This is a genomic window from Kribbella sp. C-35 (genome assembly GCF_046549195.1).
GTDB lineage: Bacteria > Actinomycetota > Actinomycetes > Propionibacteriales > Kribbellaceae > Kribbella.
In genome coordinates this window covers 681,138-695,234 of record NZ_JAJPWG010000001.1, presented here as the reverse complement: position 1 = coordinate 695,234, position 14,097 = coordinate 681,138, and the positions used below count along the sequence as shown (strand labels likewise).

At 68.1% G+C, this 14,097-nt stretch carries 15 protein-coding genes; 13 read left to right on the top strand and 2 right to left on the bottom strand.

Translation table 11 applies throughout. The annotated features are described in order from the left end of the window. Positions 1 to 108: 108 nt before the first annotated feature. From ACLJOO_RS03595 to ACLJOO_RS03550, 10 genes are all read left to right on the top strand, one after another. Positions 109 to 531 carry an SRPBCC family protein gene (locus ACLJOO_RS03595; protein WP_410785356.1) on the top strand — a complete coding sequence of 141 codons (423 nt, stop codon included), beginning with the start codon at positions 109 to 111 and terminating at the stop codon, positions 529 to 531. A 158-nt stretch (positions 532 to 689) separates the two neighbouring features. Then, positions 690 to 1,601: a TatD family hydrolase gene (locus tag ACLJOO_RS03590; RefSeq protein WP_410785354.1), complete on the top strand. Its 912-nt coding sequence runs from the start codon at positions 690 to 692 to the stop codon at positions 1,599 to 1,601. Then, positions 1,595 to 2,023 (top strand): hypothetical protein, encoded by a 429-nt coding sequence (locus ACLJOO_RS03585; protein ID WP_410785352.1) that lies wholly within the window; start codon positions 1,595 to 1,597, stop codon positions 2,021 to 2,023. Before ACLJOO_RS03590 ends, ACLJOO_RS03585 begins: the two co-directional genes overlap by 7 nt. Next, positions 2,020 to 3,081, top strand: coding sequence for a hypothetical protein (locus ACLJOO_RS03580; RefSeq protein ID WP_410785350.1), 1,062 nt, complete (start codon positions 2,020 to 2,022; stop codon positions 3,079 to 3,081). Before ACLJOO_RS03585 ends, ACLJOO_RS03580 begins: the two co-directional genes overlap by 4 nt. A 23-nt stretch (positions 3,082 to 3,104) precedes the next feature. Continuing rightward, positions 3,105 to 3,719 (top strand): nitroreductase family protein, encoded by a 615-nt coding sequence (locus ACLJOO_RS03575; RefSeq protein ID WP_410785348.1) that lies wholly within the window; start codon positions 3,105 to 3,107, stop codon positions 3,717 to 3,719. A gap of 218 nt (positions 3,720 to 3,937) precedes the next feature. Continuing rightward, positions 3,938 to 5,065, top strand: a complete 1,128-nt coding sequence (locus ACLJOO_RS03570) for a ubiquitin-like domain-containing protein (protein ID WP_410785347.1) — start codon at positions 3,938 to 3,940, stop codon at positions 5,063 to 5,065. Positions 5,066 to 5,080: 15 nt separating this feature from the next. Continuing rightward, positions 5,081 to 5,959 (top strand): 16S rRNA (adenine(1518)-N(6)/adenine(1519)-N(6))-dimethyltransferase RsmA, encoded by an 879-nt coding sequence (gene rsmA / locus ACLJOO_RS03565; protein ID WP_410785346.1) that lies wholly within the window; start codon positions 5,081 to 5,083, stop codon positions 5,957 to 5,959. A gap of 18 nt (positions 5,960 to 5,977) precedes the next feature. Then, the gene (locus ACLJOO_RS03560) at positions 5,978 to 6,910 is read left to right on the top strand and encodes a 4-(cytidine 5'-diphospho)-2-C-methyl-D-erythritol kinase (RefSeq protein WP_410785345.1); all 933 of its coding nucleotides are present in this window, start codon (positions 5,978 to 5,980) and stop codon (positions 6,908 to 6,910) included. A 32-nt stretch (positions 6,911 to 6,942) separates the two neighbouring features. Then, positions 6,943 to 7,071 carry a hypothetical protein gene (locus ACLJOO_RS03555; protein ID WP_410785344.1) on the top strand — a complete coding sequence of 43 codons (129 nt, stop codon included), beginning with the start codon at positions 6,943 to 6,945 and terminating at the stop codon, positions 7,069 to 7,071. Between the two features lie 149 nt (positions 7,072 to 7,220). Next, positions 7,221 to 9,110 (top strand): GTP-binding protein, encoded by a 1,890-nt coding sequence (locus ACLJOO_RS03550; RefSeq protein WP_410785343.1) that lies wholly within the window; start codon positions 7,221 to 7,223, stop codon positions 9,108 to 9,110. Here ACLJOO_RS03550 and ACLJOO_RS03545 read toward each other — a convergent pair. Further along, positions 9,094 to 9,942 (bottom strand): fructosamine kinase family protein, encoded by an 849-nt coding sequence (locus ACLJOO_RS03545; protein WP_410785341.1) that lies wholly within the window; start codon positions 9,940 to 9,942, stop codon positions 9,094 to 9,096. The two genes, ACLJOO_RS03550 and ACLJOO_RS03545, sit on opposite strands and share 17 nt — an antisense overlap. A gap of 49 nt (positions 9,943 to 9,991) precedes the next feature. Between ACLJOO_RS03545 and ACLJOO_RS03540 the strand changes: the two genes are divergently transcribed. After that, a complete protein-coding gene (locus ACLJOO_RS03540) occupies positions 9,992 to 11,812 on the top strand; it encodes an ABC-F family ATP-binding cassette domain-containing protein (RefSeq protein WP_410785340.1) in 1,821 nt (606 codons plus the stop codon). 533 nt (positions 11,813 to 12,345) lie between these two features. On the opposite strand, the gene ACLJOO_RS03535 is transcribed toward ACLJOO_RS03540, so the two are convergent. Beyond that, positions 12,346 to 12,843: a MarR family winged helix-turn-helix transcriptional regulator gene (locus ACLJOO_RS03535; protein ID WP_410785339.1), complete on the bottom strand. Its 498-nt coding sequence runs from the start codon at positions 12,841 to 12,843 to the stop codon at positions 12,346 to 12,348. A gap of 98 nt (positions 12,844 to 12,941) precedes the next feature. On the opposite strand from ACLJOO_RS03535, the gene ACLJOO_RS03530 reads away from it, so the two are divergent. Together ACLJOO_RS03530 and ACLJOO_RS03525 are read left to right on the top strand one after the other, a co-directional pair. Then, the gene (locus ACLJOO_RS03530) at positions 12,942 to 13,727 is read left to right on the top strand and encodes a methyltransferase domain-containing protein (protein WP_410785338.1); all 786 of its coding nucleotides are present in this window, start codon (positions 12,942 to 12,944) and stop codon (positions 13,725 to 13,727) included. 3 nt (positions 13,728 to 13,730) lie between these two features. After that, positions 13,731 to 14,078, top strand: coding sequence for a VOC family protein (locus ACLJOO_RS03525; RefSeq protein WP_410785336.1), 348 nt, complete (start codon positions 13,731 to 13,733; stop codon positions 14,076 to 14,078). Positions 14,079 to 14,097 lie beyond the last annotated feature (19 nt).

Sequence of the window (14,097 nt, the reverse complement as noted above, 5' to 3'; positions counted from 1 at the left end):
TGAGGACATGGCCTCGAGTGCTGACTTCCTGCACGATCCGGCTGACGCTTTTCTACAAGCGCATGGCGGATGGGAACCGTACGGTCAGGGGGAGAGAGGAGCTACACGATGACTGGGTATCTGGCCGTGGCCGCGATCGATATCGACGCGCCGGCCGCGCGAGTATGGAACGTACTGACGAGCCCGGACCAGCTGAAGCAGCTGTGGTTCGGCGCCGAGGTGGAGACCGACTGGCAGGTAGGCAGCCCCATCACCTGGACCGGCGAATGGGAAGGCAAGCCCTACCAGGACAAGGGCGAGATCCTCGCCGTAGAACCCAGCCGGTTACTGAAGTTCACCCACTTCAGCGCCCTCACCGGCCAACCCGACGTACCGGAGAACTACCACACCCTCACCTACACCCTCACCGCCAACACCCACCTCGAACTCGAACAGGACAACAACGCCTCCGAGGAGGAAGCCAAACACTCGCAGGACATGTGGGAGCAACTGGTGACGAAGGTCAAACAAGCCGCCGAAGCATCCGAATAGCGGGCAAGGTTATCCCCTCGTGTTGGGGGTTCTCCCCTCGCACACCAGCAGAGAACCCCTAACACGAGGGGATAACCGTTCCTTTGCCGGATCCGTCGGCCGCCGTCACCCGCACCTCGGGCCGGAGAGCCCGCTGGCGACTCAGTAATCTGGGGCGCATGGGTGATGGTGTGGAGGTGGGTCGGCCGACTCGGGAGCGGGCTGCGGTGGGGGAGGACGGGCGGTCGCGGGATCGGTCGCGGCCGGCGGTGCCTGATCCGTTGCCGATGAGTGTGGTCGATGCGCACTGTCACCTTGATATCGCCGACGGGGAGGACGGGAACTGGCTGAGTCCGGCGGACGCGATTCGGCTCGCCAAGTCGGTTGGTGTGACCCGGATCGTCCAGGTGGGTTGCGATCTGCCGGGCGCGGTGTGGGCGGTCGAGGCCGCTGAGCAGTACCCGAATCTGATCGCCGGCGTCGCCCTGCACCCGAACGAGGCGCCGAAGCTGAAGGCGGCCGGTGAGCTAGAGAGCGCACTGGCCGAGATCGAACGGCTCGCGGCGAGCAGCGACAAGGTCCGGGTGATCGGTGAGACCGGGCTCGACTACTTCCGTACCGGTGCGGACGGGCAGGCCGCGCAGCACGAGTCGTTCGCCGCGCACATCGAGCTGGCGAAGCGGCTGGGCAAGACGCTGATGATCCACGACCGCGACGCGCACGACGACATCCTGCGGATCCTCGATCGCGAAGGCGTACCGGACCGGGTGGTGATGCACTGCTTCTCCGGCGACACCGAGTTCGCCCGCGAATGCGTGAACCGCGGCGCGTACCTGAGCTTCGCCGGTGTCGTCACGTTCAAGAACGCCCAGTCCCTCCGCGACGCCCTGGCCGTCACCCCCCTCGACCGCATCCTCGTCGAAACCGACGCCCCGTACCTGACGCCCTCGCCGTACCGCGGCAAACCGAACGCGTCGTACCTGATCCCGCACACAGTCCGCAAAATGGCCGACGTACTCAACATCTCGGTCCCCGAACTCTGCACAGCCCTGAACGAAAACGCCAACCACGCCTTCGGAGGGCCTTGGTAGTGGTCCAGTACGACGATGTCGACGCGCAGGTGCTGGATCTCGCCGATTCGCTGCATGAGGCCGACGAGGCAACAGTCGCCGCCGAGGTCGCGCGCTTGAAGGCCTTGGCCGAGCAGATCGCGGACGAGCGCGATCGCCGCCTGGCACTGATCAGAGCGGAGAAGCTTCCCGAGCTGATCAGGGGGCCCCGGCCTGGCACAAGCCCGGAGTACTGGAGTGCGGCCAGGCTGGTCACGCAGGTGGTCAACGACAAGGGAACGCGCGCCGAGCAGATCGACCACGCCGAGCGCGCGATCAGGGAGATCGGCGTCCTGGCCAGGCAGGCTCCGCGCCGCGAGTTCCGCACGATCCTGCGGATGAACTCGACCCTGAAGCGTCTGATCGAGCGTCGCCGACGTGAAGGCCCGGACAGCGGAGCGTGACCGACGTCGAGATCTCGCCGGAGTCCTGGGAGTACCGGCTGGTGGCCGCGGTGGTGTTCGCAGTCGATCGGCGAGCAGCTGGTACCGCGGCCGCGCCGCGTACCCGTTGGACCGGGCTGCTGCTTGCCGAGACCGATCCGGACCTTCTGGGGACCGCAGGTGATGACGGCAGCATGTCGGTGTCCATCGACAACGTTCTCGAGCCGTTGCGCAAGGCACGGGATCTCGATCGGCCGCTGACCGGTGGCGAGGCCATGGAGCTTCGCGACGCGATCGGGACGCTGGCCCACGAAGCTGCGCACCTGCTCTCCGAGTTCGGCGACGAGACTGCGCCCGACGCCTACCCGTACGACTCCGCGGCAGAGGCCGACAACGAAGGCCGCACCGAGTACTGGACCCATGACAACCTCGACGGCATCATCCGCGAGGTCTTGCCGATCGCCGGCCTGGACCGCGTGGAAGCGGACGTGCTGTCCCAGCCGAGCCTCGATTCCTACCCGGCCTACACTCCTGCCGCCCGCCTGCTCGATCAGGCCTTGGCGGAACGGAGCGGGCTGACCAGCGCAGTGGTCGCCAAGAAGCTGATGCTGGCCCACGACGCCCAACGCTGGAACGTCGCGGTCGACCTGGTGATCGACGCCCGGCTCGCCAAGCCGGGCCTGATGCCCGAGGCACATCGTGCCGAAGTGCGGAAACAGTTGATCGCTCCGTTGCGCGATGCCCTGTCCGGCTTGGAGGCGATCCAGTCGGATGACTTGCTGGGGGAGGACGAGAAGTCCGAGGCATCCACCAAGGCCGCTTGGGCGGCGATTGCCGGGCTCGACGAGGAACTCGAGCGAATCGAGGACGACTACAGCAGCAAGCTTGTGCAGCGGACGGAGCTTTCGCCGGAGTTGAAGCGGGTGCAGGAGGTTACGGGTGGGCAGGCGCCCGCGGTTGGTGCCACGGGACGGTCGGTGAGTGGGACGGATCGGGCACCGGCGGCGCCGGACAACAGCTCCCGCGGGCAACAGCACCCGCGGCGGCCGGCTGGCCCGCACACGCCCGGCCTCGGCTGAGCTGCACCTGATAGACAGGCGCCATGGAGTTCAGTGAGGTTGTGCGGCGGCGGCGGATGGTGCGGAATTTTGATCCGGATCGGGCCGTGCCGGAGGAGGTTCGGGAGCGGATTCTCGGGAACGGGTTGCGGGCTCCTTCGGGTGGGTTCAGTCAGGGGTGGGCGTTCCTGACGTTGGAGGGCGACGAGCGGGAGCGGTACTGGCGGATCGCGGCCGAAGATCCGGATCCCAAGTATGTTGAATGGGTCACAGGGCTGCGCCGGGCGCCGTTGCTGATTCTGGCCTTCGCGCACAAGGACGCGTACCTCGATCGGTACACCGAGCCGGACAAGGGCTGGACCGATCGCGACGAGGGTCGCTGGACCGCGCCGTACTGGTACGTCGACACCGGGATGGCGGTCCTGCTGATGTTGCAGACGGTCGTCGACGAAGGCCTGGGAGCCTGCTTTTTCGGGCCTCCTGCGGACAAGGTGGGCCGGTTGCTCAAGGAGTTCGGTGTACCGCAGGGGTTCGATCTGGTGGGGGTGCTGTCGGTCGGTCACCGGGCCCCGGACAAGCGCTCGCCGTCGCTGAAACGGGGCCGCCGGACGACCGCCGAAGTGGTGCATCGGGGGCAGTGGGGCAATCACACCGTGTAAGGGCGCCGTTACACCTTTTTACGACTCGCCGACCAGGGGATTGGCGCTTCCGCGACTTCTTCGTTATGGTCCCGTGATGTTGGCCGGGATCGGGGAAGGTTCCGGGCACAGCACGCCCCTCGGCGTCGACCACAGGTTCCAGGCCTCCAGCCTGGCGCTCGCGGCCGGTGCCTGTGCTGGCCCACCCCGTGCCCGGGTAGCCCTACCTGGGAGCGTTAGTGCGTAAGTCCATCATCGTGGCCGTCGGTGCGACGGCTGCGTTCGCCGTCGCAGGCGGCTCCGTGGCGTATGCCGCGAAGAGCAAGACGGTCAGCGTCTCCGTCGACGGCCAGGTGCGGAAGGTGCATACCTTCGGCTCCACCGTGGCAGACGCCCTCAAGGCCGAGAAAGTTCAGGTCGGCGAGCACGACGTCGTCGCGCCCGGCATGGACTCGAAGCTGCAGGACGGCCAGGAGATCGCCGTGCAGTACGGGCGGCAGCTGACTGTGAACGCGGACGGCGCCAAGAAGGCCTACTGGACCACCGCCGACAGCGTGAACGAGGCGCTGGCCGATCTGGGTCTCCGCTACGACGGCGCCCAGCTGTCCACCAGCCGGAGCGCGCCGCTCGGCCGCCAAGGGCTGGAGCTGACCATCACGACGCCGAAGACCGTGCAGATCGTGCACCTCGGCAAGATCGTGACGATCAAGTCGCTGGCCGGCACCGTCGGTCAGGCCCTGACCGAGGCGAAGGTCCGCTGGGACTCCGACGACCGGATCACGCCGGCCGCCGCGACCCCGCTGAAGCTCGGCGTGAACAAGATCGGTTTCGTGCAGGTCCTGCAAAAGACCGTCACCAAGACCGAGGCGGTTGCGCACGGCACCGACGAGACCAAGTCGGCGACGCTGGAAGTGGGCACCAAGAAGACCACGACCAAGGGCACCGACGGCTCCAAGACCGTCACGTACCTGTACACCTACCTGGACGGCAAACTGTCGGCCACCAAGGTGGTCGGGTCGAAGCTGGTGACCAAGGTGGTCGACGAGCAGGTCGTTGTCGGCACCAAGCCGAAGCCGGCGGAGCCGACCACCGAGACCACCGAGACCGACACGCCGGCGAGCAGCAACGTCGGTGCGTGGGACCGGATCGCCGAGTGCGAGTCGGGCGGCAACTGGTCGATCAACAGCGGCAACGGGTACTACGGCGGTCTGCAGTTCGACCACGGCACCTGGGCTGCCTACGGCGGTACGGCGTACGCCACCAACGCGAACGGTGCGTCGAAGGCGCAGCAGATCGCGATCGCGGAGAAGGTCAAGGCCGACCGCGGCGGCTACGGCGCATGGCCCGTCTGCGGGAAGCGTGCGTAGTGACAGACTGACGAGGTGACCTCGTCTGATTCATCCACGTCCGCCGGACCGAGACTTCTCGGTCCGGCGGACGTGCGTTCGCTGGCCGCGTCCCTCGGGGTCCGCCCGACCAAGCAGCGCGGCCAGAACTTCGTCATCGACCCGAACACGGTGCGCCGGATCGTGCGCGCCGCCGAGCTGTCGGAGGGCGAGACGGTCCTCGAGATCGGCCCGGGCCTCGGGTCGCTGACGCTCGCGCTGCTCGCGGACGGCCACCGGGTCACCGCGGTCGAGATCGACCCGCTGCTCGCGCAGGCGCTGCCGTCGACGATCGCGTCGTACGCACCGCACCAGGCCGACAGGCTGACCGTGGTCGAGGCGGACGCGATGGACGTGACGCCCGCGGAGATCGGCGAGCCGACCGCCTGCGTGGCGAACCTGCCGTACAACGTCGCCGTCCCCGTGCTGCTGCACCTGCTCCAGGTCTCGGACTCGCTGCGGCACGGTCTCGTGATGGTGCAGTCCGAGGTCGCGGACCGGCTGGCGGCCGGACCGGGTTCGCGGACGTACGGCGTACCTTCGGCGAAAGCCGCGTGGTACGCCGACGTGCGGCGCGCCGGGCCGATCGGACGGAACGTCTTCTGGCCGGCGCCGAACGTGGACTCCGGGCTCGTCGCGTTCGAGCGCCGCGAACCGCCCGCGACGGAGGCGAGCCGCGAGGAGGTGTTCGCGGTGATCGAGGCCGCGTTCTCGCAGCGCCGTAAGACGATCCGGTCCGCGCTGGCCCGCTGGATGCCGGACCGTGCGCGGCTCGACGAGGTACTCAGCGCCACCGGGATCGACCCGAGAGTGCGCGGCGAGATGCTGGGGATCACAGAGTTCGCCGCACTCGCAGGTGCAGGTCGGACTGTGTAAGGCACTAGCCTGTGCGACGTGCCACCTTCTGCTGAGGTCACGGTGCGGGCGCCGGCCAAGATCAATCTCGGTCTGTCGGTCGGTCCGCCGCGCCCGGACGGGTTCCACCCGGTCGCTACGGTGTACCAGGCCGTTGCCTTGTACGACGACGTGACCGCCGTACTGCGGGACGAGGACGGCCAGGTCTCGGTGGAGATCTCCGGCGACTTCGCGGACGACGTACCGACCGACGAGACGAACCTCGCGGTGCGGGCGGCGCAGTTGCTGCAGGCGGAGTACGACGTCGACGAGGGCGTCGACCTGACGATCCGCAAGACGATTCCGGTGGCCGGCGGGATGGCCGGCGGATCGACTGACGCGGCAGCGACCCTGGTGGCGTGCAACCGGCTGTGGGGCCTGCAGCTGACCCAGACCGAGCTGCAGCACCATGCGGCCGAGCTCGGCAGCGACGTGCCGTTCTGCCTGGTCGGCCACACGGCGCTCGGGCAGGGACGGGGCGAACAGGTCACCGAGGTGATGTCCCGCGGTACGTTCCATTGGGTGTTCGCGATCGCCGACGGCGGGCTGTCGACGCCGGACGTCTACCGCGAGCTGGACCGGATGCGTCCGCTGCGCCGCGTCGAGGCGCCGCAGGTTCGTCCGGAGCTGATGTCCGCCCTGCTGTCTGGCCAGCCCGGCGCACTCGCCGTTGCGCTCAGCAACGACCTGCAGGCCGCGGCGTTGTCGCTGCGCCCCGAGCTGGGCGAGACGCTCCAGTTCGGCCTCGACCAAGGTGCGTTGGCCGCGCAGATCTCCGGCTCCGGGCCCACCTGCCTCTTCCTCGCCGCCGACAGCCGCAGTGCCGTCGACCTGGCCGTGGAGCTCGCCGAGTCCGGCCGCTGCCGCATGGTCCGCCAGGCCGAGGGGCCCGTCCCGGGCGCCCGAATCCTTCCGGCGATCGTGAGCCGTTAGTCCACTTAGCTAAGTGGACTTAACGAAGTCTGATGAGCGAGCCGCCAGCGCAGTACAACATCGACGAGGCCAAGACGCAGTTGTCGCGGATCCTGGAGCGTGTGGAGCCGACGCGGGATCGGTTCATCCAGAAGTACGACGTACCGGTCCTCGAAGCCTGAAATTCGTTCGTCACCGGCGATGGCCGGTGCTAGCTTCGCAGCAAGACCCCTTATCGACTGACAGGAGACCGGGATGCGCCGCGGATCGATCCACCCCATGGGTACTGATCGCTTCGACGCATTCGCGAGGACTCTTGAACTCTCTGACGATGGGCATTGTGGCGCATGTCGACGCCGGTAAGACCAGCCTGACCGAGCGGCTGCTGTACGCCGCCGGCGTCATCGACCGGGTCGGCCGGGTCGACGACGGGAACACGCAGACCGACTCGATGGACCTCGAGCGGAAACGCGGCATCACGATCCGCTCGGCGGTCGTGTCGTTCGCGCTCGGCGACCTGCCGGTCAACCTGATCGACACCCCCGGGCACTCCGACTTCATCGCTGAGGTCGAGCGCGCGTTGTCCGTGCTGGACGGCGCGGTGCTGGTGATCTCCGCGGTCGAGGGCGTGCAGCCGCAGACGCGGTTGCTGATGCGCACGCTGGACCGGCTGCGGATTCCGACGCTGCTGTTCGTGAACAAGATCGACCGGGTGGGCGCGCGGTACGACGAGTTGCTCGCCGACATCCGGCGGTTGCTGACGCCGGCCGCCGTACCGATGGAGTCGGTGGCGGACCTCGGCCTGCGGACGGCGTCCGTCGTACCGCTGCCGGTGCAACGCGGCGAGGTCGGCGAGATGCTTGCCGAGTGCAATGATTCGTTCCTGGAGCTGTACCTCGAGGGCGCTGAGGTCGACCAGGCGGCCGAGCTGCGGCGTCAGGTCGCGAAGGCCGAGATGTATCCGGTGTACTTCGGATCCGCCATGACCGGCGTCGGGATCGTCGAGGTGATCGAGGGGATCCGTACGTGGTTGCCGCGGGCAATCGCGGCGCCGGAGGACGAGCTGCGGGCGCGGGTGTTCAAGGTCGAGCGGGGTGCGGCCGGGCAGAAGATCGCGTCCGCGCGGATCGTCAGCGGGACGCTGGCCGCGCGTACGACGGTCCCGGTGCATCCCGTGGACGGTCCGGCGTACCAGGTGCGGCCGAGCGGGATCGACGTGTTCGGCGACGGCGGGCGGCACCCGGTGGATCGGGCCGAGGCCGGTCAGATCGTGGCGTTGCGGGGACTCAAGAGCATCCGGATCGGCGATCAGCTCGGCGTCCGGACGTCGTACGCCCAAAGGCTGTTCGCGCCGCCGACGCTCGAGACCGTGGTGAGCGCGCGGGATCGGGTGAAGTTGTTCCAGGCGTTGACGCAGCTCGCCGAGCAGGATCCGCTGATCCGGGTCCGGAAGGCCGACGAGATCACCGTGAGCCTGTACGGCGAGGTGCAGAAGGAGGTGATCGCGTCGTTGCTCGAGTCGGAGTACGGCGTCGACGTCACCTTCAGCGAGACGACGCCGATCCATGTCGAGCGGTTGACCGGTGTCGGTACGGCAACCCGTGAGATCACCGAGGGGCCGTGGGCGGCGGGTGTCGGCTTCCGGGCCTCACCGGTTGCCGATGGCATCGAGTACAACCTGGAGGTGGAGCTAGGCGGGTTGCCGCGGGCGTTCCACACGGCGATCGAGGAGACGGTCCGGCAGACGCTGCACCAGGGATTGTTCGGGTGGGACATCCCGGACATCCGGGTCGATCTGACGCACACGGCGTACGACAGTGCGGGCACCGTGGCCGCCGACTTCCGTCGGCTCGTGCCGCTCGTTCTCCTGCAGGCGATCGCCGAGGCCGGTACGACGGTCCTCGAGCCGCTGAACCACTTCGAGCTGGACGTCCCGTCCGACACCGTCTCCCGGGTCCTGGCTCACGTCGCCGAACACCGCGGCATCGTCACCCAAACCACGCTCACCGAGACCCAGGCCCACATCGAAGGCACCATCCCGGCCGCCACCACACACCCCTTCGAGTCCATGCTCCCCACCCTCGGCCGAGGCGAGGCTCTCCTAGCCACCACCTTCCACAGCTACAGCCCGGTGCCAGGCCCAGCCCCCAGCCGAGCCCGCACAGACGGCAACCCCCTCAACGAGAAGCAGTACGTCCTGAACCTCAGTCGAGTTGTTTGAGGATCGCGCTGATTTCGGTGACGGTTTCGGCGCGGTCGGGCCAGTGGGCGGTGATGCAGAGGAGTTCTCGGAGGTGAAGGAGGGGGAGTCGATCACGCCAACCCGGGGCGAGCGGGTGGAGCTCCTCATAGGCGTCGAAGAAGGTCTCCGACAGTTGGCCGTAGATGAGGAGAGTGGCCAGGTCGGCCTCGGGCCAGCCGTAGTGGACGGCGGGATCGATCATGGCCGGGCCGCCGTTCGGGGCCGGGAGGAGGTTGCCGTGCCACAGGTCGCCGTGGAGGAGGGACGGGAGCTGCGGCGGGATCAGCTCGGGTAGGCGGTCGGCGATGCGTTCCAAGCGGCGGCGATCGTCCGAAGGGAGCTGGTTGTGGCAGTTCGGCTCCTCCAGGTAGCGGAGCAGACGGTGTTCGGCGAAGAACGCGTGGCCGTCGCTCGTCCAGGGGTTCCGCTGCGGGAGCGTGCCCAGGTAGTTGTCCTGGTGGTACCCGAACTTGTCCGCAGTCTGCTGATGCTGCAACGCCAGCGCCCGCCCGGCGTCCTCCCAGTACGTCGGCGACGGTTCCGACGTACCGAGGTCGGTCAGAACGATGAACTCCGGCGTCACCCGAAGGACCTCTGGTACGGCGAACCCGCCGGGTGCACGCAGCGCGTCGAGACCGTCGGCCTCCAACGCGTACAGGTCCGCGGGCAGGTCGTCCTGCGTCTTCACGACCACCGATTCGCCGAGCGTCGTCCGCACGCGGAACGTCTTGCTGGCGTAGCCGCCTTCCAGCGGATCGGCGGCGATCGGGTCGCCGAGAGACAGGCCTTCGAGCCAGGCGGTAGTCAACACCTGGACGATCCTGGCACGGGTTCGGCGGTCAGCTACCCTTGGGCGCGATATGGCTGCACCTAACTTGGTTAATCTGGAAGCTGTTTCGAAAGGCTTCGGGACCCGCACACTGCTCGACTCGGTCAGTCTCGGCGTAGGCCGTGGTGAGCGCATCGGCGTGGTCGGGCGCAACGGCGACGGCAAGTCGACGCTCCTGCAGGTCCTGGCCCGGCGTGAGGAGCCCGACAGCGGCCGGATCACCCACAACCGCGAGCTACGGCTCGGGTACCTCGGTCAGAGCGACGACCTCGACCCGGGCCAGACCGTGCTGCACGCGGTGCTCGGCGACGTCGAGACGTACACCTGGGCGGCCGATCCGCGGGCGCGCTCGGTGATGGAGCACCTGCTCGGCGAAGTCGACCACCAGGCGCCGGTCGGCAGCCTGAGCGGTGGTGAGCGGCGCCGGGCATCCCTGGCCAGGCTGCTGCTCACCGAGGTCGACCTGCTGATCCTCGACGAGCCGACCAACCACCTCGACATCGAGGCGGTCAGCTGGCTCGCCGAGCACGTCGTCGACCGGGCCGGCGCGCTGATCGTCGTCACCCACGACCGCTGGTTCCTGGACGCGGTCTGCACGAACACGTGGGAGGTGCAGGGCGGCCGCGTCACGTCGTACGACGGCGGGTATGCGGCGTACGTCCTCGCCAAGGCCGAGCGGGCCCGCAGCGCGCAGGTCACCGAGGCCAAGCGGCAGAACCTCCTGCAGAAGGAGCTCGCCTGGCTGCGTCGCGGCGCGCCCGCCCGCAGCACCAAGCCGAAGTTCCGGATCGAGGCGGCCAACGCGCTGATCGAGGACGTGCCGCCGCCGCGGGACAAGCTCGCGCTGTCGCAGCTGGCGACCGCCCGGCTCGGGAAGGACGTGTTCGACGTCGAGGACGTCAGCCTGAGCTTCGGTGACCGGAAGATGCTCGATCACGTCACGTTCCGGCTCGGTCCGGCCGACCGGATCGGGCTGCTCGGCCCGAACGGCGCCGGCAAGACCACGTTCCTCAAGGTCCTCACCGGGCAGCTCGCTCCGGACCACGGCCTGGTCAAGCAGGGCAAGACGGTCCGGATCGCCAACCTGTCGCAGACCCTCGAGGATCTCGACGACACGGTCACCGTCCTCGATCACATCACCGCGATCCGTCGTACGGCGGCGCTCGCCGGGCGGGGCGGTGAGCTGACGTCGTCGCAACTGCTCGAGCGGTTCGGGTTCACCGGCGACAAGCTGACGACGCGGATCTCGGACCTGTCCGGTGGTGAACGCCGCCGCCTGCAGCTGCTGCGCATCCTGCTCGACGAGCCGAACGTGCTGATCCTCGACGAGCCGACCAACGACCTGGACGTCGAGACGCTGACCGTGCTCGAGGATTTCCTGGACAGCTGGCCGGGCGTCGTCGTCACCGTCACCCACGACCGGTACTTCCTGGAGCGGGTCAGCGACATGGTTTACGCGATCATGGGTGACGCCCGGGTCCGGCATCTGCCGCGCGGTGTCGATCAGTATCTCGACGAACTCGCGGCCGGAATTCCGCGGCGGCCGGCGTCGAATGCGTTGACACCTACCGGTGGGATGTCCAGCAATTCGGCACCCGCGGAAAATGGCCAGGTTGTTGAAAATCCGATCGCTGACGCGGCAGCGGCCCGGGCGGCGAAGAAGGAGCTGAACCGGATCGAGCGGCAGCTCGCGAAGCTCACCGAGGCCGAGACGAAACTGCACGACCAGCTGGCCGCGAGTGCGAGCGACTACGAGCGGCTCTCCGAGCTGGACGCCGAGCTCCGCAAGCTGGCCGACGAGCGCGGCGAGCTGGAAACGGCCTGGTTCGAAGCGGCGGAACGCGCCGAGTAGCAGGGGTTCGAGCCGCGGCGCCCCCTCCGATCCCCTGTGATTCGGAGGGGTGCGCCGAGCTTCTGGGTGAGCGGGCCCCGAGCCGGCCGGCGTTGTTCGGGCCCCGAGCCCCGGACACCGCGCGGCCACTTTCGGCGGACCACCTCTTGCCGCCGAAGTCACCGTGTTCTGACATCTTGTAGTCGATCAACCACCGACGGTGATGACCCTAGTAGTGGGCCCGTCCGGTGTCGATAGTCGTCGGCTACAGCAGTCTCTCGATCTCGTTGCAACTAGCAACGATCGGACCAGGGCAGAAGTGACGGGTCGTCTTTTCGGATAATTCCGGGGTTATTCCGGCCGCGCTTTGTCCCGTACGTTTGTTTTACTCAGTGCTTTTCTAGGGGGTGTCTGATGGTTCCACGCCTACTGCGGGGCACTCGGCGCGGCACCTCGCCGCACGGGTGCAAAGGCCACGATGCTCCGCATCGAGACCTTCGCCCCCGCGCGCCGATGCACCGCACCGAGCACCTCCTCGCTACGGCGTGGAACCATCAGACACCCCCTACGTCGAACGGGCGGACCAGTTCCCGTAACGCCCGGGCGATCTTCTGCTGGTCGCCGTCGCTGAGGCCGCCGAGCAGCGTGCGCTCGTGCGTGAGCAGGTCGGCCATCGCGGCGTCGACCTTGTCCCGGCCCGCGGGTGTCAGCTGGACGAGGACGCCGCGCCGGTCGTGCGGATCCGGCAGGCGCTCGACCAGGCCGCGCGCGGCCAGCCGGTCGACCCGGTTCGTCATCGTGCCGGACGTGACCAGGGTTTCCTTGAGCAGCTTGCCGGGGGACAGTTGGTACGGCGTACCCGCTCGGCGCAGCGCCGCGAGGACGTCGAACTCCCAGGACTCCAGGCCGTGGGTGTCGAAGGCCTGACTGCGGGCGCGATCGAGATGCCGCGCCAGCCGGCTGACCCGGGACAGCACCTCCATCGGCGCCACGTCGAGATCGGGGCGCTCGCGGCGCCAGGCCTGAATCAGCCGATCGACCTCGTCCTCCATGCGTCGAGAGTACTCATCAAGACTCTTGACATCAAGACAAGTCACGGGTCTAGAGTATCTCGACGTCAAGATAAATCAGTCTGAGAGGGTGTGGCCCGATGCGCACGTCACCGGTGTGGAGTCCAGAGCAGTACGGCACGTACGCCGACGAGCGCGCCCGGCCGTTCCGGGACCTGGTCGAGCGGGTCCGGGCGACCGACGTACGGACCGTGGTCGACCTCGGCTGCGGGCCGGGCGCGTTGACCGCGACTCTGCGTCAGGTCTGGCCGGAGGCCGTGATCCGCGGGATCGACAGCTCGCCGCAGATGCTCCAGGCGGCAGCGCAGTACGCCGACGACCACCTGAGCTTCGAGCTCGGTGACGTCCGCGAGTGGAGAGTCGAGCCGAGTTCGCTGGATGTGATCGTCACGAACGCGACGCTGCAGTGGGTGCCGGAGCAGCTCGACCTGCTGCCCGGGTTCGTCCGGGCGCTGCGGCCGGGCGGGTGGCTGGCGATCCAGATCCCGGGTAACGGCGATGCACCGTCGCACGCGATCCTGCGGGAGCTCGCAGGGACCGAGCCGTACGCCGAGTACGCGAAGGATAGGTCGCTGCGTCCCGACGTACCTGGTCCGGCCGAGTACGTCGACGCGCTCAGTGCGGAAGGTTGCGTGGTGGACGCGTGGGAGACGACGTACTTCCACCTGCTGTCCGGCGACAACGCCGTACTGGAGTGGGTGAAGGGGACCGGCGCGCGGCCGGTGCTGCAGTCGCTGCCGGACGACGTACGGCCTGCTTTTGAAGCGGAGTACGGCGCGCGGCTGGCGGAGGCGTATCCGCAGAAGGAGTACGGGACGCTGTTGCCGTTCCGGCGGATCTTCGCGGTTGCGCAGAAGAAGGGCTGATCGATGCGACTTGATCACGCGCAGGTGTCATGCCCGCCTGGTGGGGAGGACGTGGCGCGGGCGTTCTACGGCGAGGCGCTCGGGATGACCGAGGTGGAGAAGCCGGAGCTGCTGAAGGCGCGCGGCGGGTGCTGGTTCAGGGCCGGGGCGGCGGAGATCCACGTCGGGGTGGAGCAGGACTTCACGCCGGCGAAGAAGGCGCATCCGGCGTTGGCGGTGGAGGATTTGGACGCGTTGGCTTCAAGACTGGCGGATCTGGGTTTCCCGGTGACATGGGACAACGAAACGATCCCGGGGCGCCGGCGGTTTCATACCGCCGACGGCCACGGGAATCGGGTGGAGATCGTGTGACGAAGCGGCTCGCCCGGCC

Bases quoted from the DNA above. Each gene is read 5' to 3' on its own strand.
- ACLJOO_RS03595 (WP_410785356.1), top strand. From the start codon at position 109: ATGACTGGGTATCTGGCCGTGGCCGCGATCGATATCGACGCGCCGGCC.
- ACLJOO_RS03590 (WP_410785354.1), top strand. From the start codon at position 690: ATGGGTGATGGTGTGGAGGTGGGTCGGCCGACTCGGGAGCGGGCTGCG.
- ACLJOO_RS03575 (WP_410785348.1), top strand. From the start codon at position 3,105: ATGGAGTTCAGTGAGGTTGTGCGGCGGCGGCGGATGGTGCGGAATTTT.
- ACLJOO_RS03555 (WP_410785344.1), top strand. From the start codon at position 6,943: ATGAGCGAGCCGCCAGCGCAGTACAACATCGACGAGGCCAAGACGCAG.
- ACLJOO_RS03550 (WP_410785343.1), top strand. From the start codon at position 7,221: ATGGGCATTGTGGCGCATGTCGACGCCGGTAAGACCAGCCTGACCGAG.
- ACLJOO_RS03540 (WP_410785340.1), top strand. From the start codon at position 9,992: ATGGCTGCACCTAACTTGGTTAATCTGGAAGCTGTTTCGAAAGGCTTC.
- ACLJOO_RS03535 (WP_410785339.1), bottom strand. From the start codon at position 12,843: ATGGAGGACGAGGTCGATCGGCTGATTCAGGCCTGGCGCCGCGAGCGC.
- ACLJOO_RS03530 (WP_410785338.1), top strand. From the start codon at position 12,942: ATGCGCACGTCACCGGTGTGGAGTCCAGAGCAGTACGGCACGTACGCC.
- ACLJOO_RS03525 (WP_410785336.1), top strand. From the start codon at position 13,731: ATGCGACTTGATCACGCGCAGGTGTCATGCCCGCCTGGTGGGGAGGAC.